This window comes from Clostridium gasigenes (assembly GCF_017348895.1).
Classification (GTDB): domain Bacteria; phylum Bacillota; class Clostridia; order Clostridiales; family Clostridiaceae; genus Clostridium; species Clostridium gasigenes.
This window is the reverse complement of record NZ_CP071376.1, coordinates 281,572-306,778: the sequence shown is the minus strand read 5'-3', so window position 1 is coordinate 306,778 and position 25,207 is coordinate 281,572. Positions and strand designations below refer to the sequence as shown.

The 25,207-nt window shown below is 28.1% G+C and carries 27 protein-coding genes, 1 pseudogene and 1 other annotated feature; of the genes and pseudogenes, 19 read left to right on the top strand and 9 right to left on the bottom strand.

Annotated features, from left to right (window positions below; translation table 11 throughout):
- Position 1 precedes the first annotated feature (1 nt).
- From J1C67_RS01475 to J1C67_RS01460, 4 genes are all read left to right on the top strand, one after another.
- Positions 2 to 874, top strand: coding sequence for an ABC transporter permease (locus tag J1C67_RS01475; RefSeq protein WP_167866138.1), 873 nt, complete (start codon positions 2 to 4; stop codon positions 872 to 874).
- Complete coding sequence (locus J1C67_RS01470) at positions 867 to 1,661, top strand: ABC transporter ATP-binding protein (RefSeq protein ID WP_167866139.1); 795 nt, start codon at positions 867 to 869, stop codon at positions 1,659 to 1,661. The genes J1C67_RS01475 and J1C67_RS01470 overlap by 8 nt, the downstream gene beginning before the upstream one ends.
- Before the next feature lie 196 nt (positions 1,662 to 1,857).
- Positions 1,858 to 2,265, top strand: a complete 408-nt coding sequence (locus J1C67_RS01465) for a hypothetical protein (protein WP_167866140.1) — start codon at positions 1,858 to 1,860, stop codon at positions 2,263 to 2,265.
- A gap of 92 nt (positions 2,266 to 2,357) precedes the next feature.
- Positions 2,358 to 2,594, top strand: a binding site (T-box leader).
- A 121-nt stretch (positions 2,595 to 2,715) separates the two neighbouring features.
- Positions 2,716 to 4,002, top strand: coding sequence for a dicarboxylate/amino acid:cation symporter (locus J1C67_RS01460; protein WP_167866141.1), 1,287 nt, complete (start codon positions 2,716 to 2,718; stop codon positions 4,000 to 4,002).
- A gap of 127 nt (positions 4,003 to 4,129) precedes the next feature.
- Here the strand turns inward: J1C67_RS01460 and J1C67_RS01455 are convergent, their stop codons facing one another.
- Together J1C67_RS01455 and J1C67_RS01450 are read right to left on the bottom strand one after the other, a co-directional pair.
- Positions 4,130 to 4,738, bottom strand: a complete 609-nt coding sequence (locus J1C67_RS01455; protein WP_167866142.1) for a hypothetical protein — start codon at positions 4,736 to 4,738, stop codon at positions 4,130 to 4,132.
- A complete protein-coding gene (locus J1C67_RS01450; protein ID WP_167866143.1) occupies positions 4,735 to 5,280 on the bottom strand; it encodes a sigma-70 family RNA polymerase sigma factor in 546 nt (181 codons plus the stop codon). The genes J1C67_RS01455 and J1C67_RS01450 overlap by 4 nt, the downstream gene beginning before the upstream one ends.
- A 256-nt stretch (positions 5,281 to 5,536) precedes the next feature.
- Here J1C67_RS01450 and dhaS point away from each other — a divergent pair, with 256 nt between their 5' ends.
- Entirely contained in the window at positions 5,537 to 6,097 is a 561-nt protein-coding gene (dhaS, locus tag J1C67_RS01445) for a dihydroxyacetone kinase transcriptional activator DhaS (protein WP_167866144.1), read from the top strand.
- 27 nt (positions 6,098 to 6,124) lie between these two features.
- Here the strand turns inward: dhaS and J1C67_RS01440 are convergent, their stop codons facing one another.
- Entirely contained in the window at positions 6,125 to 6,364 is a 240-nt protein-coding gene (locus J1C67_RS01440) for a hypothetical protein (RefSeq protein WP_089972380.1), read from the bottom strand.
- 376 nt (positions 6,365 to 6,740) lie between these two features.
- Between J1C67_RS01440 and J1C67_RS01435 the strand changes: the two genes are divergently transcribed.
- From J1C67_RS01435 to J1C67_RS01425, 3 genes are all read left to right on the top strand, one after another.
- A complete protein-coding gene (locus tag J1C67_RS01435) occupies positions 6,741 to 8,462 on the top strand; it encodes an oleate hydratase (RefSeq protein WP_167866145.1) in 1,722 nt (573 codons plus the stop codon).
- 278 nt (positions 8,463 to 8,740) lie between these two features.
- The gene (gene lepB / locus J1C67_RS01430; protein WP_207713873.1) at positions 8,741 to 9,334 is read left to right on the top strand and encodes a signal peptidase I; all 594 of its coding nucleotides are present in this window, start codon (positions 8,741 to 8,743) and stop codon (positions 9,332 to 9,334) included.
- Between the two features lie 214 nt (positions 9,335 to 9,548).
- Positions 9,549 to 10,325 carry a formate/nitrite transporter family protein gene (locus tag J1C67_RS01425; protein WP_167866146.1) on the top strand — a complete coding sequence of 259 codons (777 nt, stop codon included), beginning with the start codon at positions 9,549 to 9,551 and terminating at the stop codon, positions 10,323 to 10,325.
- Between the two features lie 67 nt (positions 10,326 to 10,392).
- Here J1C67_RS01425 and J1C67_RS01420 read toward each other — a convergent pair whose 3' ends face one another.
- Positions 10,393 to 11,415, bottom strand: coding sequence for a branched-chain amino acid aminotransferase (locus tag J1C67_RS01420; RefSeq protein WP_167866147.1), 1,023 nt, complete (start codon positions 11,413 to 11,415; stop codon positions 10,393 to 10,395).
- A gap of 325 nt (positions 11,416 to 11,740) precedes the next feature.
- A complete protein-coding gene (locus tag J1C67_RS01415) occupies positions 11,741 to 11,908 on the bottom strand; it encodes a hypothetical protein (RefSeq protein WP_167866148.1) in 168 nt (55 codons plus the stop codon).
- A gap of 75 nt (positions 11,909 to 11,983) precedes the next feature.
- Here J1C67_RS01415 and J1C67_RS01410 point away from each other — a divergent pair, with 75 nt between their 5' ends.
- Entirely contained in the window at positions 11,984 to 12,361 is a 378-nt protein-coding gene (locus J1C67_RS01410) for a RidA family protein (RefSeq protein WP_167866149.1), read from the top strand.
- 8 nt (positions 12,362 to 12,369) lie between these two features.
- Here the strand turns inward: J1C67_RS01410 and J1C67_RS01405 are convergent, their stop codons facing one another.
- Both J1C67_RS01405 and J1C67_RS01400 read right to left on the bottom strand, forming a co-directional pair.
- Positions 12,370 to 13,107: a TIGR03915 family putative DNA repair protein gene (locus tag J1C67_RS01405; protein WP_167866150.1), complete on the bottom strand. Its 738-nt coding sequence runs from the start codon at positions 13,105 to 13,107 to the stop codon at positions 12,370 to 12,372.
- A 16-nt stretch (positions 13,108 to 13,123) separates the two neighbouring features.
- The gene (locus tag J1C67_RS01400) at positions 13,124 to 14,470 is read right to left on the bottom strand and encodes a putative DNA modification/repair radical SAM protein (RefSeq protein WP_167866151.1); all 1,347 of its coding nucleotides are present in this window, start codon (positions 14,468 to 14,470) and stop codon (positions 13,124 to 13,126) included.
- A 220-nt stretch (positions 14,471 to 14,690) separates the two neighbouring features.
- On the opposite strand from J1C67_RS01400, the gene J1C67_RS01395 reads away from it, so the two are divergent.
- The 10 genes and pseudogenes from J1C67_RS01395 (at position 14,691) to J1C67_RS01350 (ending at position 22,909) form a co-directional block, all read left to right on the top strand.
- Entirely contained in the window at positions 14,691 to 15,740 is a 1,050-nt protein-coding gene (locus J1C67_RS01395) for an ABC transporter substrate-binding protein (RefSeq protein ID WP_167866152.1), read from the top strand.
- A 105-nt stretch (positions 15,741 to 15,845) separates the two neighbouring features.
- On the top strand, positions 15,846 to 16,415 hold the full coding sequence (locus tag J1C67_RS01390) for a DUF3867 domain-containing protein (RefSeq protein ID WP_167866153.1): 570 nt from the start codon (positions 15,846 to 15,848) through the stop codon (positions 16,413 to 16,415).
- Positions 16,416 to 16,539: 124 nt separating this feature from the next.
- The gene (locus J1C67_RS01385; protein ID WP_167866154.1) at positions 16,540 to 18,096 is read left to right on the top strand and encodes an ABC-F family ATP-binding cassette domain-containing protein; all 1,557 of its coding nucleotides are present in this window, start codon (positions 16,540 to 16,542) and stop codon (positions 18,094 to 18,096) included.
- A gap of 193 nt (positions 18,097 to 18,289) precedes the next feature.
- Entirely contained in the window at positions 18,290 to 19,330 is a 1,041-nt protein-coding gene (locus tag J1C67_RS01380) for a DUF1835 domain-containing protein (RefSeq protein WP_167866155.1), read from the top strand.
- A gap of 135 nt (positions 19,331 to 19,465) precedes the next feature.
- Positions 19,466 to 19,861, top strand: a complete 396-nt coding sequence (locus tag J1C67_RS01375; RefSeq protein WP_167866156.1) for a bleomycin resistance protein — start codon at positions 19,466 to 19,468, stop codon at positions 19,859 to 19,861.
- Positions 19,862 to 19,974: 113 nt separating this feature from the next.
- Positions 19,975 to 20,355: a hypothetical protein gene (locus tag J1C67_RS01370; protein WP_167866157.1), complete on the top strand. Its 381-nt coding sequence runs from the start codon at positions 19,975 to 19,977 to the stop codon at positions 20,353 to 20,355.
- Between the two features lie 163 nt (positions 20,356 to 20,518).
- On the top strand, positions 20,519 to 20,710 hold the full coding sequence (locus J1C67_RS01365) for a hypothetical protein (protein WP_167866158.1): 192 nt from the start codon (positions 20,519 to 20,521) through the stop codon (positions 20,708 to 20,710).
- A 48-nt stretch (positions 20,711 to 20,758) separates the two neighbouring features.
- A complete protein-coding gene (locus tag J1C67_RS01360; protein ID WP_167866159.1) occupies positions 20,759 to 20,848 on the top strand; it encodes a nucleotidyltransferase domain-containing protein in 90 nt (29 codons plus the stop codon).
- Positions 20,849 to 21,877: 1,029 nt separating this feature from the next.
- The gene (locus J1C67_RS01355; protein WP_167866160.1) at positions 21,878 to 22,450 is read left to right on the top strand and encodes a class I SAM-dependent methyltransferase; all 573 of its coding nucleotides are present in this window, start codon (positions 21,878 to 21,880) and stop codon (positions 22,448 to 22,450) included.
- 70 nt (positions 22,451 to 22,520) lie between these two features.
- Positions 22,521 to 22,909, top strand: a pseudogene (locus J1C67_RS01350) (ACT domain-containing protein).
- Positions 22,910 to 23,006: 97 nt separating this feature from the next.
- Here J1C67_RS01350 and J1C67_RS01345 read toward each other — a convergent pair.
- Positions 23,007 to 24,584, bottom strand: a complete 1,578-nt coding sequence (locus J1C67_RS01345; RefSeq protein ID WP_167866161.1) for a vWA domain-containing protein — start codon at positions 24,582 to 24,584, stop codon at positions 23,007 to 23,009.
- Entirely contained in the window at positions 24,581 to 25,207 is a 627-nt protein-coding gene (locus J1C67_RS01340; protein WP_167866162.1) for a hypothetical protein, read from the bottom strand. Before J1C67_RS01340 ends, J1C67_RS01345 begins: the two co-directional genes overlap by 4 nt.

Here is a 25,207-nt window from a genome sequence, read left to right as displayed (position 1 = left end):
TATGCCTTTCTTTATAGGAATATTAGAACAAGGACTTATAATAGCTATAGCTGCTTTAGGTGTATATATAACTTACACTATATTAGATTTTCCTGATTTATCAGTTGATGGAACCTTTTCTCTGGGGGCAGCTGTATCTATAGTTGCTATTATAAATAATGTAAATCCATTTGTATCACTAATATTTGCATTTATAGCAGGGGCCTTAGGTGGGCTTATTACAGGAATACTTCATGTGAAATTTAAGATAACAAATCTTTTATCTGGAATACTTGTGATGATTGGATTATATTCTATAAATTTAAGAATAATGGGTAAGGCAAATCTACCTATTTTTGATAAAGGGAGTATATTTTCATCAGAAAATAAGTTGATGATTATAATTATAATAACCATAATTATAAAAATAGCTATGGATTTAATATTTAAAACAAAGTTTGGATTCATATTGAAGGCAACAGGGGATAACGAAACATTGGTAACTACCCTTGCAGTAAGTACTGGTAAAATAAAAATTATTGCACTTATGTTTTCTAATGGGCTTGTAGCTCTTTCAGGAGGAATAATGGCACAATATCAAAATTTCTCAGATATATCTATGGGAACTGGTCTTGTTATAATGGCATTAGCTGCTATTATTTTAGGACAATCAGTATTTAAAAGTGAAAGAGTATTAAAGGCGACCACTATAGTAATTATAGGAGCCATATTATATAAATTAAGTATAGGACTCGCTCTAAAAGCTGGATTCCCACCAACTGATGTTAAGTTAATAACCTCTCTAATTGTTATTATTGCAATAGTGATGAATAACAATAAGTTTTCAAGTAGTATAGGAAAAATGTTTAAAAAGAGAGGTGCTTTAAATGCTTAATATAAAAGAAGTTGATAAGATATTTAATACTGGAACAGTAAATGAAACAAAGTTATTTGATAAATTTAATTTATTAATAAACAAAGGTGATTTTATAACTATAGTTGGAAGTAATGGAGCTGGAAAATCAACAGTTTTAAATATGATCGCAGGAACACTTCCTATTGATAATGGAGGGATATTTTTAAATGGAAATGAAATAACAAATATGAAGGAGCACAAGAGAGCTAAGTTTATAGCAAGAGTATTTCAAGATCCTACAAAAGGAACATCTCCATCTATGACAATTATAGAAAATATGGCACTAGCAGATAACAAAGGGAAAAATTTTGGATTTGCTTTTGGAATAGATAAAAAAAGAACAAGCTTTTTTAAAGAGCAATTATCAATATTAAATTTAGGATTAGAGGATAAGCTGGATACTAAAGTAGGATTATTATCAGGAGGGCAAAGACAAGCATTGTCACTGTTAATGGCAACATTAAAGAAACCAGAAATACTTCTTCTGGATGAGCATACAGCTGCCTTAGATCCGAAGACATCAGAAAATATAATGTTTATTACAGATAAAATAGTTAAAGAAAAAAATATAACAACATTAATGATAACCCATAATATAAATCATGCAATAGATTATGGAAATAGAATTATAATGATGCATAATGGTAAGCAGGTTTTAGATAAGACTGGATTAGCTAAACAAGCTTTAACAAAAGAAAAGCTAATAGAGCACTTTACCACAGTAACATTTAATGGAAACTTAGATGATAGAGTTATTCTAGCTTAGCAGATATTGATAGTTGTTTTTAAAAATGGTTTAATTCTAAATACTCAAGAAATAGAATAGAAACTTTATGTATTATAAATAAAAAGTGTTGAGTTCTTATAATAAAGAATTTCAATACTTTTTTTATTTATTATAAATATTGAGAAACAGCTAACTACATAGAACATATATTATTATAGATAAAAGTATTTTACTAATGATAATAGGAGTTTATGAAGCAGTTGTTAGAATACTAGCTAAAATTAAGTATCCAATTGGCTTTGATTTATATGTTTCAAAAGACGGAAGGTCATTTAAGAGTATAGTAAAAAGAGGATTGAAAAATCCAAATAATTATGGTGGTAGAATATTATTTGTAGACAATGAAGAAGAATTATATCTTGGTACAGCGAATCCATTCCAAGGTTGTGAAGTTTGGAAGGGTATTAGTAAAAAAGATAATGACTGCTACTGTGGGGATGAAATAGATAAAAGTTATGATAGCGAATTGAATATGAGACTAGAGATACAAGAAGAAATAGAAAAACACTTTACTGTTTTAAAAGAAAATTTGCCTAAAATTATGGATATTTTACCAAAAGAGACTTTTCATAATTTTATATAATAATAAATTTATTTATTATTATAACAGGTTAAATAATTATATTGACTTGTATAAAAAAATAGTATAGTATAATAAAAAATGAATAAGAAATTTCAAATGCGTTGAAAAGGGAAAGTAAGTAATATAAGTTACTACAGAGAAAGGTTAGTTAGCTGAGATAACCTATAATAAGTATTGTTGAAGTGCCCCTTGGAGCAGAAAAGCCGAATTAAGTAGGTTTTTATGGGAACTCCCATTATAGAGTTATGGTATTTTTGTACCAGAAATAATATGGATATTTATTATCTAATTAGAGTGGAACAGTAGAAGTATAACCTTCTACCTCTGTATATTACAGGGGTAGAAGGTTTTTTTTAGTTCAATAAATATGATTATAATTTATTAAATTAAAATATAGTTTACTAACTAGAAAAGCAATGAAAAAATTCGAAATTAAGGGAGAGATTACAAATGACAAACACTAAATTAATATTAGCAATAATACTATCAATAATTTCAATATACATTATATATAAAGTAAAAGAGAAAACAAATAAATTTTCATTTGCTACACTGATGGCACTTTCTTTAGGATTAATACTTGGAATTATATTCAAAGAAGATATCCTATTTTTAGATACAGTTGGAAAAGCATATATGTCTTTAATTAAGATGGTAGTTGTACCTTTAGTTATGACATCATTAATAACTAGTATAGTAAGAATTGGAGATTTAAAAACTTTAAAATCAGTAGGAATTAAAACTTTTACTATTTTACTAGGAACTACAGGAGTTGCAGCCGCTATAGGTATTATCGTAGCTAATACATTAAAATTAGGACAAGGGTTAAGCTTTGCAGGGGTAGAAAGTTTTAAAGAAAGAGAAATCCCAGCCTTTTCAAAAGTGTTAATAGATATGTTGCCATCAAATCCAATAGCGGCAATTGTAGACAATAGAATAATTCCTGTTGTAATATTTTCACTATTTGTAGCAGTAGCATTAGTTATACAAGATAATACAAATCCAGAAAAAGCAAAACCTTTTAAAGATTTTATATTATCTGCTTATGACATAGTATTAATAATTACAAAGATGGTATTGAAAATAATTCCATATGGAGTGTTTGCATTAATTGCTACAGCAGCAGCTAGTAATGGAATAGAAACTATAAAGTCATTAATCTGGGTGATTATAGCTGTTTATATTGCAGCCATACTTCAATTTATAATTGTATATACACCTTTAATTGCTTTTGTTGCAAGAAAGAATCCATTGAAATTTTTCAAAGGAATTTTCCCAGCACAAGTAGTAGCATTTACAAGCCAAAGTAGTTATGGAACTTTACCAGTTACAATTAAATCTTTAGTAGAAAGAACTGGAGTTTCACAAAGTATTGCAAGTTTAGTAGCACCTATTGGCGCTACAGTAGGATTAAATGGATGTGGTGGTTTTTATCCTGCAATAGTAGCAATATTTGTAGCAAATGTTTTTAATATAGAACTTACAATTTATTCATATATATTAATAATATTAACAACTATTGTTTCATCTATAGGAATTGCAGGTGTTCCTGGATCAGCTACAATGTCAACAACAGTTGTACTTGCAACATTGGGGTTACCTATAGAAGGTATGGCAATGGTAATTGCAGTAGATTCTATAATAGATATGATTAGAACAGCAACTAATGTTACTGGGGCATCTGTTGCAGCATTAATTGTGGATGAAACAGAAAAGAGAAAAGTAAATAAGGCATAGTAGGAGAAAACTTATAAATAACAAATATTAAAGCCGTACACTAGATAAGTTAGTGTGCGGCTTTTAATAGATTTAAATTAATAGTAACTGTTCAGCTATTAAATAAGGTAATTGAAAATTAATATAATTACATATTTGAAAACTTATCTTCAAAATAAGTTTTTATAATTTCTCTGTCAGCAGAGAAAACTTCAAGATGAATTTTTTTGTACATATAAATATGAAGAAATAAGTCACGGCTCTCCCTGAAGTTATTATATTTATCTTTTTCACAGCGGAAAGTAAATTTTATAGAGTCATTTTTGCTAACAGATTTTATTTTCAGAACATCAGTACAGTTAACGATATAGAATCGCTTTATGCTAAACATATTATCTAACTCATAGAACATAATTTTTTTATGAGTGACAAAAACTTTGAATTTATCGCCAACATCAAATTTCCCTAAAATCATGGGAGCAATCATATTATCCGAAGAACCAAAAATATTTATATAGGTATTAAGGTAAGTAGCCTTTGCCAAAAAAGTGAATTCAACAAATTCATTTTCTTCAAGTTCGGTATTAGCATTTTCTTCAATAATTCTAATGTTTTCTTTAATGATTTGACGTTTTAATTCTATTTTTCTATTTTTATCAGTCTCATCAAAGCTTTCACCAAGAATTTTCAAATTATTAATTTCATCTTCAGTTATATCAATAAAATCAACCTTGCTTAAATCTAATTCATAGCTCATGATGTAACTCCTTCAATTATATTTTTTAATTTAATTTTCCCTCTAGAAATGCGAGTATAGACAGTGCTTTTAGAAATTTTAAGTTTTGAAGATATATCATCAATAGTAGATTCTTCAAGAAAACGTAGTTTGAAAACTTCTCTATCTATTTCATCTAAAGACTCAATTGCCTTTATAAGTTCAGCTTTTTCTTCTGTTTTTATGATTTCAGAAAGAATATTACATGAATCCTCAAGATTAGGGGAAAGCACTTCATTTCTATACATTTTGTTGCGAGATCTTTTAAAATCAATGGATTTAAATATTATTAAGGAAATTAACCAATTTTTAAAGGGACCCTTATTTTCATCATACTTTTTGATGTTAAACCAAATAGTTAGAATCACATCATTGTAGCACTGATCAATAAAACTTTCTTCATGTGAAGAACATAAAACGCTTTTAATAATACCATGAAAAAGCTTTCCATAGTGGTCTATTAGAATGTATAAGTATTTTTCTTTTCCATCCTTCAATCCTTGAATAAGCTCCTTTTCATTCATAGTTTATCACCCCCATTAATTCTCTATTCAATTAATATACGATTGTAGTTGTTCATTTCTTACAAAGGAAATTAGTGGTAAATTTATTTAAGTGACTTTTAAAAAAAATAAACCAATTTGATAATCAGTTATGGTAAAGTATCTAATATAGAAGTATAGCTATATAAAAATAATTATGAAAAAATTATAGCCATATGAATAACTTTGGAAGTATAATAGTAATTATACATGATTATATTTATGTAAGGAGAGAATTATGTCAGAATCTTTGATTACGAAAAAAGCAATAGCAGAAGCTCTTAAAGAGACTTGTAAAATTAAAAACATAGAAAAAATATCAATTTCAGATATTACAAAAAATTGTGGATTGAATCGTCAAACTTTCTATTATCATTTTCAAGATAAGTATGAACTTTTAAACTGGATTTATTATAATGAGTTATTTATAAAGGTTATTGAAGATATTAGTTTTGATAATTGGAGTGATCGTATATATGAATTATTAGAAATAATGAAAGAAAATAAATCCTTTTACATAAATACAATAAAGAACTCAGATGAATATTTTAAGGATTATCTTTTAAATATAACTAGTGTAATATTTAAAGATGCTATAGAAAAGCTAGATGAGAAAAGTAAGTTAAGTGAAGAAGCCAAGGGGTTTATTTCTGAATTCTATTCTTTTGGAATTTGTGGGGTAGTATTATCTTGGGTAAAATCGGGAATGAATGAATCTACAAAAAGTGTTTCCAGCCATTTAAAGCAGTTAGCTCTTAATACAGAAAAATTAGGCTATGAAAGATATTTATTACTATGAAGCATATATATTATATGCTTCATTTTTTTATAGAAAATTTTCAACAACAAAAATTTTTATTATTTTTATATTTTCATTTGGAATTAAAGTAATTAATTCATTGTAAATTTTATCTATAGTATCTTCTGTTATAGTATTTTTACTCAAGCTACATCCAATATCAATAATATTTCTAGCAGTACGGTTTGTAGATTTCCTTTTTTGTATTAATAATACATTAATTGCAGTTTCTAATGTAGCCTTTCTAATTTTGTAATCTATAGTCATAAACTTCATCCACCTTATTTAAGGGACGTTCAAATAAATAACAAGTCAGCATGTTAGTCTATTTACATTATACTTTGTTGGGAGAACCCTTTGATAATACACTATAACAGGAAGCTGTTTACTTCTCTGATATAAAATATATATCACATCTGTGACTTGTTATTTATTTTCAAATTCCTAAATTAACTTATATAAATATTAAAGCTTTAATTTTGAAGATTATATAGACAAATATTAATAACTGTCTGAATTTTAACCAATAATATAAATGTGTAGTTTTTTTAGACACATATAATAAATAGTATAATTACAAATACAATTTTTTATACTATATTAAGAACACGGAGAGAATATATTATGAAAGAAGGAATTTAATATGGTAAGCAAAAAGACAAATAATAAATTTTTAATGGTTAGTGCATTAGTGGGAGCAACAGCAGCAGCGGCTGCAATATACACAAATAAAAAATGTAAGGAAAATAAAGAAATTAAAGAAAACACTTTTGTTTTTAGAGATTATGGAGAAAAACAAGCCTATTTTATAGGTGGTGGTTTAGGATCACTAGCAGGAGCAGCTTATCTTATAAGAGATTGTAACTTTAAGGGCGAAAATATACATATAATAGAAGGTATGAATATTTTAGGCGGAAGTAATGATGGAGCTGGTAATGTAGCAAATGGTTTTGTATGTCGTGGTGGTAGAATGCTTAACGAAGAAACTTATGAAAACTTCTGGGAACTATTTTCTACAATTCCATCTATTGAAGATGATAAAAAAAGCGTAACAGAGGAAATATTAAATTTTGATCATCAACATCCTACAAAAGCACAAGCTCGTTTAATAGATAAATTTGGAATAATTCAAGATGTAACAAGTATGGGATTTAATAATAAGGATCGTATGACTTTAGGAAAACTTATGGTAACCCCTGAGAAAAAACTAGATAATATGACTATAGAACAATGGTTCAAATCAACTCCACATTTCTTTGAAACAAATTTCTGGTATATGTGGCAAACTACATTTGCTTTCCAAAAGTGGTCTAGTTTATTTGAATTCAAACGTTATATGGAAAGAATGATATTTGAATTCCCACGTATAGAAACTTTAGAAGGGGTAACACGTACTCAATATAATCAATATGACTCTGTTATTCTTCCAATTAAAGAGTATTTAGATAAAGCAAATGTAGACTTCAGTATTAAATGTACTGTAACAGATTTAGATTTTAAAGACGGTGATGGTATTACTGTTACTGCAATTCATTGTGATCATGATGGAGAAGAAAAATTAATTACATTAAATAATGGTGATATATGTATTATGACTAATGGTTGTATGACAGATTGTGCAACACTTGGAGATCTTACTACACCGGCAGAATATAACCCAAGCAAACCAATATCTGGACAACTATGGGAAAAAGTAGCGGCTAAAAAACCAGGACTTGGAAACCCAGAACCATTCTTTAATCATCCAGAAGAAACAAACTGGGAAAGCTTTACTGTTACATGCAAAGGAAATGAATTATTAAAGAAAATTGAAAAATTATCAGGTAATATACCAGGTAGTGGAGCTTTAATGACATTTAAAGATTCTAATTGGTTAATGAGTATAGTAGTTGCAGCTCAACCACATTTTAAAAATCAACCTTTAGATACTACAATATTCTGGGGATATGGATTGTTCACAGAAAAAGAAGGTAATTTTGTAAAGAAACCAATGAGAGATTGTACTGGTGAAGAAATGATGACTGAACTATTACATCATTTACACTTTGAAAATGAGAAAGATGAAATAATGGAAAGTGTTATAAATGTAATTCCATGTATGATGCCTTATATAGATTCACACTTCCAACCAAGAGCAATGTCAGATCGTCCAGAAGTTGTGCCAAAAGGATCTACAAACTTTGCAATGATAAGTCAATTTGTTGAAATAGCAGAAGATATGGTATTTACAGAAGAATATTCAGTTCGTGCAGCTAGAATGGCAGTATATAAATTACTTGGAGTAAATAAAGAAATATGTCCAGTAACTCCATATAAACGTGATCCTAAAATATTAAAAACTGCAATAGCAACTAGCTATCGTTAAAAACTAAATTAAATTAAACTAGATTTAATTAATTAGAGCCACATTATTAAAGTGGCTCTAATTTTTTTTGTTTTTCAGCAAACCCTGCGCTGCTTTATATCATTTAGATAAGCTGACTTTATATGTGCAATTAAGGTTAGTTAGTTTACTATGCCTAAGGCTTATTATTTAACATAGATATGTAAAAATATTGAATTGATATGATATAATTAATATAATAGGTGGTAACTAATAAGTTGCGAGTGAAGAGTTAATTATTTTATAGGGAGGGCATATTAATGATTAAGAATAAAAATATAATGAAGGAAATTAGAGGTGGAATTTTTTCTGTGCTAGTAGCAATTTGTATAGTTTCAATAGTTAATAGTAAGGTTTTGGCAAATGTAAAAGTAGAACAAAGTTCTATGGACAATACATTACATGATGGACAACATCTAATAGTGGATAAATTAAATTATAACTTTAGTGAACCTAAAAGGGGAGACATTATTATATTTCTTGAGAATTGTAAAAGGGGAACTATTATTGAAGACACTAGGGAGAATATAAGATCAATACTTGGTAAAAAAAATAATAACAATAATAGATTAGTAAAAAGGGTTATTGGAGTTTCCGGAGATGAAGTTGATATAAAAGATGGAGTTGTATATTTAAATAATGAAAAACTAGATGAACCTTATGCAAAAGGTGAAACTATAAGTAACGATTTTAAACTTCCAATTACAGTTTCAGAAGGTAAGTTATTTGTACTTGGAGATAACAGATCTGTAAGTAGAGATAGTAGAAAATTTGGACTTATTGATTGTAATCAAGTTGAAGGAAGTGCATCTTTTAGAGTATATCCATTTGATGAAATAGGGTCTATTAAATAAATAGGGTGATATGTACTAATTAAGACATCTCCAAATAAATAACAAGTTAGTATTCTTGTATTCTAGATAAGTATATTAAAAATAGGGAGCTTTAAAAGCGTTAAGAAGGGTGAACTTCCAATTTTAATTGAAAAATTCCATAAAAGGTTGTATTATATATAAGGAATTGTTAAAAACATAACAAGAAAATATACTTGAGTTAGGCGGGATGTAAATGTACAGTAATGAAATTGATAAAATAGCCCATTCGGCAGAAGTTAAAATTGGGTTATACAAAAAAGGAAAAACTAGATATTTAACTAGTGCAATCATTGGAAGTTTATTTGTAAGCCTTGGTATTATGCTTATTTATACTATTGGTGGAATAATGAAGCATGGTGGTTCAGCAAATTATAAAATAGTAATGGGATTATCTTTTGGTGTTGCTTTAAGTTTAGTTTTAATGGCTGGTGGAGATTTATTTACTAGTAATGCTATGATAATGACACTTGGCGGACTAGAAAAGAAAGTTACATGGAAAGATGCTTTAACTATTTGGTTTGGTAGTTGGATTGGTAATATAATAGGTGGAGTAATTGGTGCTACACTATTCGTACAAGCCGGACTTGCTAGTGGAGCTAACTCTTATATTGGAGATTTTATAGTAAGTAGTTCAATTACTAAAATTGAGATAGGATTTATGCCTCTTTTAATAAAGGGTATATTATGTAACATACTTGTTTGTTTAGCTGTATGGATGACATATAAGCTAAAAGAAGAAACAGCGAAAATATTAATGATATTCTGGTGTTTATTTACATTTATAACAGCAGGATTTGAACATAGTGTAGCTAATATGGGAATGCTTGCAATGGGTTGGATGATTGATCCTGCACAAGTGACTTTAGCTGGTTACGCGTATAACATAATTGTAGTATCTATAGGTAACTTTATAGGTGGAGTAGTGTTCGTAGCACTTCCGTACTATTATATAACTAAGGATAAAAAATAAAATACATATATAATAAAATCAAAAGGTTAAGTTTTCATTTGTTGAAAACTTAACCTTTTTTATTTACTTAAACTTTGTAGATCCAACCTTCTGGAGCTTCTACATCTCCAAATTGAATTCCACAAAGAATTCTATATAATTCTTTTACAATTGGGCCAACTTCAGTTTCACTATGGAACACATGAAGTTCATCTTTATAAGATATTCCACCAATTGGAGTTATAACAGCAGCAGTGCCACAAGCACCAGCTTCTTTAAATTCACTAAGGTTATCAGCCAATACATCCCTTTCTAAAACTTCAAGATTTAAGTAGTCTTTAGCTATATCAATTAATGAATACTTTGTTATACTTGGAAGAATTGAAGGTGATATTGGTGTAATAAATTTATTATCCTTTGTTATTCCAAAGAAGTTTGCAGCACCTACTTCTTCTATTTTCGTATGGGTAGCTGGATCTAAGTAAATACAATCTGTAAATCCTTTTTCAGCTGCTATTTTATGTGGTTGCATTGACGCTGCATAGTTTCCACCAACTTTTTGTCCACCAGTACCTTGAGGTGCAGCTCTATCATAATCTGAAATTATAAAGTTGCATGGAGCAAGTCCACCTTTAAAATATGGACCAACAGGCATACAAAATACTGAAAAAATATATTCTGAGGCTGGTTTAACCCCTATGTTATTTCCAACACCTATCATAAATGGTCTTAGGTAAAGAGTAGCTCCAGTTCCGTAAGGTGGAACAAAGTGTTCATTAGCTCTAACAACTTGCATGCAAGCATCAATGAACTTTTCTTCAGGAATTTCAGGCATTAATAACTTCGCATTACTGTCATTCATTCTTGCAGCATTTCTATTTGGTCTAAATAACTGTATTTTTCCATCTTTAGTTCTATAAGCTTTAAGGCCCTCAAAGCATTGTTGCCCATAATGAAGAGCAGTAGAAGCTTCGCTTATTGTTAGCATATTATCTTCAACTAACTTTCCTTCGTCCCATTGACCATCTTTCCAAATTGACAAATATCTGTAATCAGTTTTAATATAGTCGAAAGTAAGTTTACTCCAATCAATGTTTACATCTTTACTCATTTTAATCGCTCCTTTTATATCTTGTGTAACTATGATAAACGAATTTATTTTTTAAAAATTCTTTATTCATATAATATCTAATTTTACCACTTTTGAGGCAGGACATAAATAGTTAATCCAATAAATCCAAAAAAATGCTAAATTATAATTGTTATTTCAATAGAATATTGCAGAAGGAAAGAAAAGAGCGTATAGTTTTAATATAAATAGTCTATTATTTTTTTTGTATCTAACTAGAATTGTTTTTGAAAAGGAGAGAAGTATTGGACCTTAAAAAGATAATCAAAAACAATTCTAGAAGTTTATGACCTATGGGAGAAGCTAATTAAATATCGCAGTTATCTGCTTCTTCCCCGTATCGAACGGTGCCATTAGTAGAAAATTTATCCTTAGGGGAATTATCTATAAAAACACCGTCATTAGGTTCAGGAGATGCATTTTTTAAATTTTTGTTATTAATGTTAGTATTATTTTTTTGGGGTTTTTTACTCAAAGTAAAGACCTCCTTATTAATTATTTGTAGTTAGTATATGTTAAAAATAAATAAATATACAAAGGAAGTGTAGTTATGAAAAGAGAAATTATTTCAACAAATAATGCACCACAAGCAATAGGACCATATTCACAAGGAATGAGAGTTGGAGATTTTATTTTCACATCAGGACAAATTCCAGTGAACCCAGCAACTGGAGAATTAGTTATGGATATACAAAAGGCAACTAGACAATCTTTAGAAAATGTAAAGGCTGTTTTAGAAGCTGCTGGAACTAGTTTAGATAAGGTTGTTAAAGTTTCTGTATTTGTTAAAAATATGAATGATTTTGCGCTTGTAAATGAAATATATGCAGAGTACTTTAAGGAAAATCCACCGGCAAGAAGCTGTGTGGAAGTAGCAAGATTACCAAAAGATTCAGTTATAGAAATAGAAGCTATAGCAACTATTTAAGCAAATTATTATTTCACTTCAGTAAGATGTTTCCAATAACGTTTAGGCATTTGACCTTTTTGATGTCTAGGGTTTGCTCTTTCTTTTATTGTAACTGAAGTGAAATAGTCTTTCCAAAGGTCATGGAAGCCATCTGTATAATTTTTTAATTCGTTATAGGATTCCATATCCATTTCGACAATTTCCCAGGAAATTGTATTATAAATTGAAGCAAGTCCACGATTTATATCGTGGATAATCCAATATTCACCTGGAAATCTTCTTTGAAAATGTGGTGAAATAAATTCTAATATATTATTATCTGGCTCAATTGAAGAATAAAGAAATTTATCGTTAATATAAGAAAATCTAACAAATCCCGTAAATCTATGTGATTCAAGAGAAATTTTTTTATTTATACTATCAATAGATTTTACTAAATCATTATGAAGATATTTGTGTATGTCAGGTCCAATTTTAAAAGCTAATTTAAGATAGTTAAAGCATAACATGCCCTTATCTTCTTTATTTGATAAAAAAACATTATATAATTTATTTAAGCAAAGTGGATCAATTTTAGTAACTATAGAGGTTTGTACTTTTTTATGTTTTATAGTATCAGTTTCTATATTAACTACTTCGGAAAGAAAATCTACTTCATGCTCATATTTAGTAGAGATAATATTTGGTGGGGTAGTAGCATAAAACCCATCATAAATAGAAGTTAACAAACCTTCAAAAGTTCCATCGTAAAAATATATAATCAAAATAAAATCTCCTTTCTTAAAACTGTCCAGTAGTTGAAGTATAGGTATCTTTAGGTAAAAGTATTTTCTTTTTCTCAGGTAATAGTATACCGCTACTATTAGGTTTAATATCATCAAAAAATGAAAGTTGTGATAAGTTTTGCCTATCTAAAGAAGGCTTATCCATATATAGTAGTCTATTTCTAATCTTTTCATCATCAAAGGAAACATCACCATAATATTTGCCGGTGCATGTTATAAAATATTGGGCACGTTTAAGTATAATTCCAAGCTTTCTTAAATCCTCAAAATTTAGTGTGTGAACTTTTCTTGTTATAAGAATTCTTTTTGCAGATATTACCCCTATACCAGGAATTCTAAGAAGAGCTTCATAGGAAGCTTTATTAATCTCAATTGGAAATTTATCAATATTATTTAAAGCCCAAGATGTTTTAGGATCAAAATTTAAATCAAAATTATCATCTTTATTTTTCAATAATTCTTCAGCTTTAAACCCATAAAACCTTAAAAGCCAATCAGCTTGATAAAGCCTATGCTCACGAACAAGAGGTGGATGAGTAATGTCTGGTAAAAAATTATTATCTTTTATAACAGGAACATAAGCAGAGTAATAAACTCTTTTAAGATTATAAGTGTTATAAAGATTTTCAGAAAGGTTCAAAATTTTATAATCACTTTCAGGGGTAGCTCCAATAATTAATTGAGTACTTTGACCACCAGGAACAAATAGTGGAGTTGATTTTATTGTTTTCTTCATATAGTTATGTTCAATAATATTATTTTTAATAAGATTCATAGGTGCTAGTATTGCATGCTTTGTCTTTTGAGGTGCAAGTAATTTTAGGCTACTTGAAGAAGGCAGTTCTATATTTACACTCATTCTATCTACAAATTCGCCAGCTTCTTTAATCAAAATATCATCAGCCCCAGGAATTGCTTTAAGATGAATATAACCGTTAAAGTTTTCTTCAAGTCGTAATTTTTTAACAACAGATAATAAAAGTTCCATAGTATAGTTTGGAGATTTAAATATAGCAGAGCTTAAAAATAAACCTTCAATGTAATTACGCTTATAGAAATTTATTGTTAAAGAAACAACCTCTTCAGGTGAAAAGATAGCTCTTTCAACATCTTTTGAAGAACCATTAACACAATACTTACAATCATAAATGCAATTATTAGTAAGTAGTATCTTTAAAAGAGAAATACATCTACCATCAGCAGCAAAACTATGACAAATACCATTAGATGAAGCATCGCCAAGTCCATTATTTTTATTTTTACGTTTAGAGCCAGAAGAAGAACAAGACACATCATATTTTGCAGCAGCAGATAATACTTGTAATTTTTCGTTTATATTCAAATTAATCACCCTTATTTTTATAGATTTATAAAAATAATTATAGCGAACAAATGTTCTATTTGCAATAATAATAAATTTAAAAGTTATAAAAATATAATATTTTAAAGAGTTCAGAAATATATTCTGTTAAATTTATACTTTTCAAATTTCAAAATAAACTATATAATAAATGATAATGTTTATTAGTAAATAAAAAATACAATTAAAAGGGAGCAAACAAATGAACAAAATATTTAAAATTACTGCTTTATTGTCAATAATGGTTTTAGGAGTATCTTTATTTGTAGGTTGTGGAAAAAAATATGAAACTACAATTAATATTTTAAACTATGGAGAAAACATTGCAGATGGAGTAATAGAAGAATTCGAAGAAAAGTATGATGTAAAAGTAAACGAGAAAAAATTCGATGAAATGGAAACTATGTACATAGAAGCAACTTCAGGAAAGGTTGAATATGATGCAATTTTAGTTTCAGATAACATGGCTGACAGATTAATTCAAGAAGGGAAGCTTCAAAAATTAAATAAAGAAAATATACCAAATTTACAAGAAATGAATGAAGATGATTTGGCAAAACCATACGATACAAATAATGAGTACACAGTTCCTTATATGAATGGAACAATTGGTATAGTATATAATAAAGATTTAGTAAAAGATCCAGTGGATAGTTGGAATATAATGTGGGATAAAAAATATGAAAAGCAAATTTTCTTATTAAATTCACAAAGAGATACTATTGGAATGGCTTTAAAAAGATTAGGATATTCAATAAATAGTACAAGTCATAAAGAATTAGAGGAAGCAAAACAATCTTTAATAGATCAGAAGCCTCTTGTTTTAAAATATGGTGCGGATGATGTTATGGATATAATGAGACAAGGGGAAGCTGCAATTGCTATGATTTGGTCAGGTGAAGGGTTAACGCTTGCAGATGAAAACGAGAACTTAGAATATATAGTTCCAAAAGAGGGAGCAGATTTCTGGTTAGATTCATGGGCAATACCAACTAATGCAAATAATAAAGATGTAGCAGAAAAATTTATTAATTTTGTAAGTGAAAAAGAAAATGCATTAAAAATAGCAGAAGAAATTGGTTATACAACTCCGCATAAAGGAGCAATGGAAGCTCAATCAGATGAAGTTAAAAACAATCCAGGGGCTTATATGCCAAAAGAAGTTATGGATAAATGTGAAGTATATAAACATTTAAACACAGAAGAGTTAGAACTTTATAATGAAGTTTGGACAGCAATAGGAACAGATTAATAAAAAGTTAAGGAATAGTAATAGTTTTTTAAGAATATGGAATAATAAATCTTAGTATTGTATAATGATACTAAGATTTATTTTATAATTAGGGAGATGTTTTAAATGGATAAAGTAATAGATTTTAATCAAATTAAAAATAAAGCTAGTGAAAAAGATATGGATAAGGATATAGATAAAATTGAAGCATACATGTACTCTTTATATTACAAAATGGCAGAGGGAAAATTAAATATGGCTGAGTTCACAAAAGAAATAACATTATATATGGAAGAAAATAATATATCTCAAGATAGATTTTTAAAAATGCAAACTAAACTTATGGAGCGATATGGTTTAGATACTGGAGCCTTTGAAAAGCAGCTTAAAGACATGGGATTAAATAATATACACGCTGATGCAAACAGCTATGAAAAAGCAAGAAAAGCAATGGGATTCCAAGAGAAATATAAAGAAAGAATGGAAGTAAAAGCTGTAAGCACATACTACATTAAAAATGAGAAAAACAATGTGATTATATATGTTGAAAGTGAGAATGTAATTTTAAAAAGCCCAGGGAAAATTGATTTAGCTGATTTAGAATTAAATGAATTTTTATGTTCATACAAAAAAGTATTAGAAGATAATTCTTTAAAAATATCTATTTGTGAAGATGTAAAGGAATATATGTATTAAGGTATCTCAAAAATAGATATAGTAAAAGAAAAAATATCTTTATTTTATGACATAATAGTTTATAATAAATAAGGTGTGATATTAAATTGCACCTTATTTGTCGTTTGATTATAGGAGGAAAAATATGAGTGTTTTATTAGTGAAAAATATGAATCATGGTTTTGGTGACAGAGCTATTTTTGAAGACGTGTCATTTAGACTTTTAAAAGGTGAACATGTAGGGTTAATTGGAGCAAATGGTGAAGGTAAATCAACTTTCATGAATATAGTAACAGATAAGCTTATGCCAGATGAAGGAAAAGTAGTTTGGTCAAATAATGTTAGAGTTGGATACATGGATCAACATGCGGCTTTAGTAAAAGGACAAAGTGTAAGAGATGCATTAAGAGATGCTTTTAAATATTTATTTGATTTAGAAGCGGAAATGAACTCTCTTTATGAAAAAATGGGGGAAGTTACAGAAGAAGAACTTAATAAAATGCTTGAAAGAACAGCTACTATTCAAGATCTTTTAGACCATAATGGTTTTTATGTAATTGATCCTAAGGTTGAAGAAATTGCTAAGGGTCTTGGGTTATCAGGTGTTGGGTTAGATAAAGATGTAGATGATTTATCTGGTGGACAAAGAACGAAAATTCTTTTAGGTAAATTACTTCTTCAAAAGCCTGACATACTTCTTTTAGATGAGCCTACAAACTATTTAGATGAAGAACATATTGAATGGCTTAAGAGATATCTGCAAAGTTATGAAAATGCATTTATATTAATATCTCATGATATTCCATTCTTAAATGAAGTAGTTAACTTAGTGTATCATGTTGAAGAAAGAAAGCTTACTAGATATGTAGGTGATCATACTGAGTTTATGAGATTATATGAAGATAATAAAAAAAGACATGAGCAAGCTTTTGAAAAACAACAAAAGGAAATTGCAAGGCTTGAAGATTTTGTAGCTAGAAACAAAGCTAATGTAGCTACTTCTAATATGGCTAAATCAAGACAAAAGAAACTTGATAAAATGGATGTTTTAGAATTATCTAAAGATAAACCAAAGCCAGAATTTAGATTTAAACAAGCAAGAACCGCTGGAAAAGTTATATTCGAAACTAAAGATTTAGTTATAGGATATGATAGTCCATTAACAAAACCACTTAACTTAGCTATGGAAAGAGGTCAAAAGATAGCTTTAGTTGGAGCAAATGGACTAGGAAAATCTACACTACTAAAAAGTTTGCTTGGAAAAGTTAAACCATTAAGTGGAGAAGTGGAACTTGGAGATTATCAACACATAGGATACTTTGAACAAGAGGATAAATCAGGAAACACAAACTCATGCATGGAAGAAATATGGCAAGAGTTTCCAGGGAAAACACAATATGAAATAAGAGCCTCACTTGCTAAATGTGGATTAACAACAAAGCAAATAGAATCTAAAATAATGGTATTATCAGGTGGAGAAGCAGCAAAAGTAAGACTTTGCAAGATATTAAACAATGAAACAAATATATTAATCTTCGATGAGCCTACTAACCATTTAGATGTAGATGCAAAAGAGGAATTAAAACAAGCATTAATAGCATATAAAGGTACAATATTACTTGTATCCCATGAACCAGAATTCTATAGAGATATAATAACAGAAACTTGGAATTGTGAGGATTGGACAACTAAAATAGTATAGTAGTTCCATAATTTGAAGAGTTAGTGTAAAAACTAGCTCTGTTTATGTTATAAAAAATTAGAGTGAACAAATTGACAATAAATTATTTGGATAATAACATTTAAGTAGGTAAGTTACAAAGTTAGTAATAAAGGTTGAGAATAAATGAAAGTAAGATTTTTAAAGGGGAAAATATTATTTTGGGGAGGAAGTTATGGTGAAAATAATACATATAGGGTTTTCAGAGTGTGCGGGTATAAGTTTAAGACATGCTTTTAAAAAGAAAGAGTCAATAGAGGAGAATGAGGTTATCACATTTGATGATGATATTTCGCAAGGGCCTATAGCGGATGTAATAAATGTGGGTGACAGAATTAATTGGTGGAATAATATTTATAAAGAAGATAAGTTAATTCAATCTCATGGTGAGAACTATTTACAACAAGAGTATAGTAGGATTTATAAAAGTGTTCATAAAAAGATTTTGAGAATCAAGAACTCAGATGTAATTTATTTATGGTATGGAAATTGTGGTAGTGAGATTTGTGGTATGTTGTATACTTTGGAACTTTTAAAGGGGAAGTGTAGCCATATATATATTATAAATGTCTCAGATGTAATTCATAAAATTGAAAATGGTGATGTATATACATATAGGTCATTAGGAGATGTTATGACTGAGCAGCTAAAACCATTTATTAAACAGAAAAGAAAAGTTAAGTTAGAAGAATATGATGAATTAATTAAGGCTTGGAACTTATTAAAAAGAGATAACTCAATACTTCGTGTTTTTAAAGATGGTAAGGTGAAGAGTGTAGGTGAAAATTATTTTGATAGTGATATATTAAAATACACAGAAAAAGAATTTAAAAAATCAGCAAGAACAGTAGGAGCTATCCTTGGGAATAGTGAGACTAAAATTTGTGATGACTACATATTCTGGAGGGTAAAAGAACTTGTAAGGTCAGGAATTATAGAGTTTAAAGGTGCATTTGGGGTTATGAGGGAAATGGATATTAGGATAACTGAAAAAGGACTTGATTATATGAGTACTGATTTAGAATCCATGGAATTTTGGAGAGCTAGAGAAGAGGAATCTCAGATAGAAGTAGACTTGATAACAGATGCAAAATACCAAGGAAGAATAGAAGAAAGAATAAATATAGCTAAAAAGCTTATTGGGGTTTTAGCTATAGAGATTATTGCAGAAAAAACTGGTCTAACTAAGGGACAAGTTGAAAATTTAACTAAATAAAGATCTGGGAGAAATGACCTAGCTCTTTTTAAGTTGTTGTTGTGGTTGTTAAATCAACCTATTTTGGGTACAATAGTAAATAAAGAGAGCGTACAAGTAACATATATATAATGATAAAAAGAAATAGGGGGGGTTATGAAGTTTAATGATTTAATACCAGAATTATCAGTAAGTAGTATTGTAGAATCTAAAAGGTTTTATATTGATGTTCTAGGATTTAAGCTAGAGTATGAGAGGGTAGAAGATAAATTTGCTTTTTTATCATTAGGAAAAGCACAAATAATGATAGAAGAAATTAATGGTTACTGGAATACGGGTAAATTACAATATCCATTTGGCCGAGGCGTGAATTTTCAAATAGGGATTGATGATGTAGCTATCATAAAATCTAGTTTAGTGAAAAATAATATAAATTTATTTAGGGATATTATTGAAAGTGAATATGAATCTAATGGTGAAATTATAAAAATGAAAGAGCTGTTAGTTCAGGATTTAGATGGATATTTATTGAGGTTTTCACAAAAAGGATAATACGTTATTAATTTATAAGAAAAATAATGTAGTATTTCTATAATTAAAGATAATACAAGAATAATATTTCCATATAGAAAATATTAAAATAATAAATAAAGGGGAAATTATATATGAATAAATTATATTTAGTAGAATTAATAGAATATTCCTATGATGGGTATGCAGAGAGCATAGATCAAGAACAACCAGAGGTACTAGGATTATATACTACAAAAGAAGAGTATAAAGCAAGAGTAGAATTAGAAATAAGTAACTATAAACTTGTTAGTAAAACTAACTTAGAGATAACACGAGATGATGAACTTGTAGAAGGCTGTATGGATGTAGTGGATATAGTCTCAAAAGATGCAAGAGTTACAATAATAGTAACAGAGTTAACTATTGGGTCATCGAAGAAATTAGTAGATTACAATAGAATTAATTATTATTTTGATTATGAAAAAACTACAGATGTTGAAGTAATAAATTTAGGAATAGGAACAGTTAACTAGTGGAGCTATTGATGAAATGAAAAGTAAAGATGATAGTGTATAATATTATAAAAATAGAGGCTTTAAATAACAAATTTATTGTTATACGAGATAATATGTTGGATGAATCAATAGATTATCATGAACTATATAAAAATATAGTATAAAAAACAAGGGAGAAATAATGTTTGATAAGATAAAAAAAATAAAAAATAATGTTTTAGGTAAATTTGTTATAGATTTCATTAAGAAACCTGAAAATATTAAACAAATAAAAAATTTAATTAGCAAAGGGGTAGATAATAAAATAATCGCCGAAAAGCTAAATATTCCAAGTAAGTATGTTGATAAAATAAAAAAAATGGTAGATAAATAAAAAAATGCAAAAAATAAAATTTATTATACCTTATTAAGAGTTAGCGAAATGCTAGCTCCTTTTGTTACAGTAATATTATTTGGAAGTATATTAACAGAAAATTTTGAAGAGTATTCAGACATAGATATAGTATTCTAAGTTATAAAACAATTGCTATTAATAACATATTATCAATAGAGGAATTTTTAGAGAAGAAATTACATAGAGAAATTGAGGTAATGGATTTAATGAATAAAAATATAAAAATGGGATAAATAAACAAAGATTATATGATCTAATAAAAAATATAAAAGAAACCTTAGTAGTAGTAGATAAGGAATTTTCAAAGTTACATAGAATAGAAGATGAAGATTTAAGATTATTAATAAAATTATCTATTAAACAGAGCTTCTCAGAATATTTTATATTAATAGAAAGTTTTACGTCTATGTCTATGTGTTTAAAGGAGTTTAGAATTTACGCCTAAGGTGCGCAGTGCCTAAAATGAGCGATGATATAGAAACTTATATAACTAAACTAAAGGGGACTGATATTATAGATTAGGAGGTGTTCCTATTTCTTAATAAATATAGAAGAAATAGGAACAGTAAAGCAAGAATAGAATTAGAAGAGAAAAGGTAATTACTAAAATGGAAGAAATTACCAAAATAGTTAGATTTAAAAGGCTAACTCTTTTTCAGTTTAAGTAAAATTATAAAAAAATCTATATTTATGTATATTGAGAGGAGTAATAATTTAATAAATAGATAAAATTTGATTTTAAATTAGAAGATAAAGAATATTATTATAAAATTTATAAAGTAAATATGTATGGTGAAACCATTGAAATTGAAAAATAAGTTATATAAATTAGTTTGGATTTAGGGATATGGTATAATAAAACAATAGGGCAAATTTGGAAAAGAAGGAGTGGCGGCTTATGAGGAGTCTAGTTATTTACAGTACAGAACGAAAAGGAAGTACGTTATAATATTACACAACAATTTTTTCTGCCTAAATATATAGATACAATTGAATAAGAATTGAAATATTTTTATGGAATTTTCACAATATTATCAAAAGAATTACCTGATCTACAAATAGATAATGAAAAGAAGAGACTATTAACTGGAAAATTAGATTGATATTATAAATATCAAAAAAATATATAGTAGGAGGGATACTGGGATGGATTATATGGGAAATAAAGATTATTGGGATGAAAAATTCTATAGAAGAGGTAAAGATCTCTTCTCACCTGAAAAAATATTAGTGGAAAGTATAGGATGCTTTAAAGCTGGTACTGTTTTAGATGTTGCTTGTGGAGATGGTAGAAATACTATTTTTCTACTTGAAAATGATTTTAAAGTTACTGCCATAGATTTTAGTGAAAAAGCACTGGAAAGATTAAATAAATTTTCAATTTTACATGGACATTCAGTAATTGTAAAACAAGTAGATTTAAGTATCAAGGATGCACTAAAGGATATAGGAGTTTTTGATAATATAGTTATAAATCATTATAGATTAAGCAAAGAAATTTTAAATGTAATTTATAGAAATATAAATAGAGGTGGAATTCTTTTTATTAATGGATTTGGAGCTAACCATAAAGTTGATGATAAAATCACAAAAGATGACCTAATTTATGAGAATGATTTTGATGAGATAAAAGACTATTTTGAACTGGTTAATCATATTGAAAGTACTAATGGAATTGGTGTCTTTAGTACTTATATATTTAGAAAAAATAATAATTAATAGACTCAATTTATAGACTGATTGTAAATGTAGAAAATTTTAGTTTGAAAATAAAAGGAGGGAATTTAAAATGTCGCAAGAAAAATTAACAATGAAATTATTAAAAGAAAAATATGGAGTTTGTAGATTAGATAAAGCTAATTCAATTCCTAACTGGGCTATAGATGGTGAATTTTATTCTATAACTAAAACAGAAGATGAATTATCAATTGTATGTTTACAAGAAAGTATTCCTACTGACATTAAATATGAAAAAATTGGAAAGTATTAAAAGTAGAAGGCCCTTTAGATTTTGCATTAGTAGGAATTTTAGCTGGTATTAGTAGTTTAATGGCAAGCCAGGGAATAAGTATATTTGCTATTTATACTTACGATACAGACTATATACTAATAAAAGAAAAAGATATTGATAATGCAATAGAATTATTACTTAATGATAAGTATGCGGTAATAAGGTAAAAATACTTTCTTAATTTCTTCATAAAAACCTCCGATACATATAGAAAAAGGCTGAGGGGTGGTAGTCCTCGACCTTTTATTTGAAATTCTAATTCTCTTATTGTGTAGTAGGATTATATTTTAGTTGATTTTCTTTTGATTGAGTATCTGTAAAGAACCTATCATTATCATATTTATTAACAAGTTTTATTGTTATATTAGGATTATCTTTATCTATTGTGAATTTAGGTGTGTCTACCTTAGTTCCATTAACATAGATCTCTTTCAGCGTATAATTCATAGGAATAATTTCTGTTATATCATATTCACCAATAGTTAAATAGTATGGATAAATAAGATTTGTTGTATCTTTATCTTTTAATGTAAAATCTACCTTTGTGGTGGAGTTTGATGCTAAATCAAAGTTATATTCCTCCATAGATTTTCCACCATGTAATTTCACAGTGAAAGTATCTCCAGAAGGAGGTTCCATTCCATTTTTATCTACTTCTTTTATAATGGTTATAGACCCTTTTATTGGTTCAAGCTTAACTATTGGAACATTAAATGTTCCTTCAATTGGACTATTTGTTTTTGGAGTAGTATAGTTTAATACAGCTTTATCATTAGTTGGTTCTTCATTATTAGCGTAATACGCATCCTTAGTCTTTACTCTAAAGGAAACCTTAGTACCACTTGTGGTAATTTCATCAATATTAAATGATACAGTATTTTCTGCTGACGATACTGTCATTGGTATAGTGCTAGGTTCATTACTATTTGGTATAATTTCAAAGTTTTTTGAAACAATATCAGTCAATACTGCATTTTTTGCAATTAGTAGCTGTAAAACAATATCATTTCTAATTTGTGTATAAATAGAGTCTATATCAGTATTATTTTGTATATCCTTAAAGCCGCTATTTTGAATATAGTTTAAAAGCTCATGAGCTTGAACATTCTGCCAATTAGAATAATTTAGCAATCCTAGTGATATAAATTTTGTATCTTTCTTATCAATACTATCAAATTCTGTCTTTGATAGTTTAATATAATTTTCAATTTTATACCTATTATCTTCATTAACTACCGATTCACCTATTGCAGTTGTTGGAATCCCATCTGTAAAAAATATTACATATCTATCAACGTTAGGTCTAGATTTTTCAGAAACTATTAATTGATTTTTAACAGTTCTTATAGCTGCCTGTGTATTTGTAGCTCCAGCAACTGAAATTTTAGTATCAATTGCATTAGTAATATTCTTATAATTACTTTCAAATCCACCGTTAGTAGTTTTTTCAGTGATGATTCTTGCATCTTTCATAGAACCAGTACCGGAAAAAGTATTTGGACCATCAAAATCAATTACAGAAATTCTAGTGTTATTCATTTTTAACATTTTTGAGCAAAAGTTCTTTATAGAATTATTTAATAATGCCATTGAATTTTTCATACTTCCAGATGAATCCATAACAATAATTATATCAGTACCAGTTTTATCTGGTGATGCTGGTCCATCGACTGTTAGTTCAATTTTGTATTCATCATCGCTTATTTTAGTTGCCTCTTTTTTTAATGTTAATCGAGGGGATTCTTCGCATTTCACTTTATTATAATTACCCATAGGAAATACTCCTAGTATAAATACTATTGTAAGACAGGCTATTAAGATTGATTTTAAATATTTTTTCATATTTCTTTTTTCCTCCTGCCTACTATTGTAATAGTTATTATTCCACCTAAGCTAAGGATTGCTACTATAACATAAGGTAAAACCCCCTTATCACCAGTATATGGGATTTTAATAGAAGTCTCTTTTCTAACTGCTGTAAAAATCCATTTAATTTCTCCATATTTATTTTTATATTCATTTCCTATAGTAGAACCTTCAAGTTCTACTTCTCCGATTAATATTTTATTTTCTCCAGGATTTATAACTCCTAAGGATATAGTATCTACTAACAAATTTTCACCAATTATAACTCCATTATATATTGTTTTGTCATTATAATTTATTTTAAGGTGTAGTTTTTCAAGTAAGTCATATTCCTCTTTTGGAGTTACTCTTTCTGCCTTTAAAAATATTTCATATGGATAATCATAGTCATTTTCTATTACCATTTGCCTTGTAATATTATCTCCTGGTAACATATTTACTCCTTGAAGAAAGGGACTTTCTCCAGGAACATTAACTAAGCCTTCTGCATTTCCTATTAATTTAACATTAGGGGGGAGCAATGTTGTTGCCCACCCTTTTTCTGTTACTAATAAAAGAAGTGCGGCAGCTATAACAAATATTTTTTTATATTTAACCAT

What these genes read in the sequence shown, in the direction of transcription:
- J1C67_RS01440 (WP_089972380.1), bottom strand. Translation starts at nt 6,364, where the DNA reads ATGACTATAGATTACAAAATTAGAAAGGCTACATTAGAAACTGCAATT.
- J1C67_RS01465 (WP_167866140.1), top strand. Translation starts at nt 1,858, where the DNA reads ATGATAATAGGAGTTTATGAAGCAGTTGTTAGAATACTAGCTAAAATT.
- J1C67_RS01470 (WP_167866139.1), top strand. Translation starts at nt 867, where the DNA reads ATGCTTAATATAAAAGAAGTTGATAAGATATTTAATACTGGAACAGTA.
- J1C67_RS01475 (WP_167866138.1), top strand. Translation starts at nt 2, where the DNA reads ATGCCTTTCTTTATAGGAATATTAGAACAAGGACTTATAATAGCTATA.
- J1C67_RS01455 (WP_167866142.1), bottom strand. Translation starts at nt 4,738, where the DNA reads ATGAGCTATGAATTAGATTTAAGCAAGGTTGATTTTATTGATATAACT.
- lepB (WP_207713873.1), top strand. Translation starts at nt 8,741, where the DNA reads ATGATTAAGAATAAAAATATAATGAAGGAAATTAGAGGTGGAATTTTT.
- J1C67_RS01390 (WP_167866153.1), top strand. Translation starts at nt 15,846, where the DNA reads ATGGATAAAGTAATAGATTTTAATCAAATTAAAAATAAAGCTAGTGAA.
- J1C67_RS01435 (WP_167866145.1), top strand. Translation starts at nt 6,741, where the DNA reads ATGGTAAGCAAAAAGACAAATAATAAATTTTTAATGGTTAGTGCATTA.
- dhaS (WP_167866144.1), top strand. Translation starts at nt 5,537, where the DNA reads ATGTCAGAATCTTTGATTACGAAAAAAGCAATAGCAGAAGCTCTTAAA.
- J1C67_RS01410 (WP_167866149.1), top strand. Translation starts at nt 11,984, where the DNA reads ATGAAAAGAGAAATTATTTCAACAAATAATGCACCACAAGCAATAGGA.
- J1C67_RS01380 (WP_167866155.1), top strand. Translation starts at nt 18,290, where the DNA reads ATGGTGAAAATAATACATATAGGGTTTTCAGAGTGTGCGGGTATAAGT.
- J1C67_RS01370 (WP_167866157.1), top strand. Translation starts at nt 19,975, where the DNA reads ATGAATAAATTATATTTAGTAGAATTAATAGAATATTCCTATGATGGG.
- J1C67_RS01340 (WP_167866162.1), bottom strand. Translation starts at nt 25,207, where the DNA reads ATGGTTAAATATAAAAAAATATTTGTTATAGCTGCCGCACTTCTTTTA.
- J1C67_RS01450 (WP_167866143.1), bottom strand. Translation starts at nt 5,280, where the DNA reads ATGAATGAAAAGGAGCTTATTCAAGGATTGAAGGATGGAAAAGAAAAA.
- J1C67_RS01395 (WP_167866152.1), top strand. Translation starts at nt 14,691, where the DNA reads ATGAACAAAATATTTAAAATTACTGCTTTATTGTCAATAATGGTTTTA.
- J1C67_RS01460 (WP_167866141.1), top strand. Translation starts at nt 2,716, where the DNA reads ATGACAAACACTAAATTAATATTAGCAATAATACTATCAATAATTTCA.
- J1C67_RS01360 (WP_167866159.1), top strand. Translation starts at nt 20,759, where the DNA reads ATGCTAGCTCCTTTTGTTACAGTAATATTATTTGGAAGTATATTAACA.
- J1C67_RS01355 (WP_167866160.1), top strand. Translation starts at nt 21,878, where the DNA reads ATGGATTATATGGGAAATAAAGATTATTGGGATGAAAAATTCTATAGA.
- J1C67_RS01420 (WP_167866147.1), bottom strand. Translation starts at nt 11,415, where the DNA reads ATGAGTAAAGATGTAAACATTGATTGGAGTAAACTTACTTTCGACTAT.
- J1C67_RS01345 (WP_167866161.1), bottom strand. Translation starts at nt 24,584, where the DNA reads ATGAAAAAATATTTAAAATCAATCTTAATAGCCTGTCTTACAATAGTA.
- J1C67_RS01425 (WP_167866146.1), top strand. Translation starts at nt 9,549, where the DNA reads ATGTACAGTAATGAAATTGATAAAATAGCCCATTCGGCAGAAGTTAAA.
- J1C67_RS01375 (WP_167866156.1), top strand. Translation starts at nt 19,466, where the DNA reads ATGAAGTTTAATGATTTAATACCAGAATTATCAGTAAGTAGTATTGTA.
- J1C67_RS01365 (WP_167866158.1), top strand. Translation starts at nt 20,519, where the DNA reads ATGTTTGATAAGATAAAAAAAATAAAAAATAATGTTTTAGGTAAATTT.
- J1C67_RS01385 (WP_167866154.1), top strand. Translation starts at nt 16,540, where the DNA reads ATGAGTGTTTTATTAGTGAAAAATATGAATCATGGTTTTGGTGACAGA.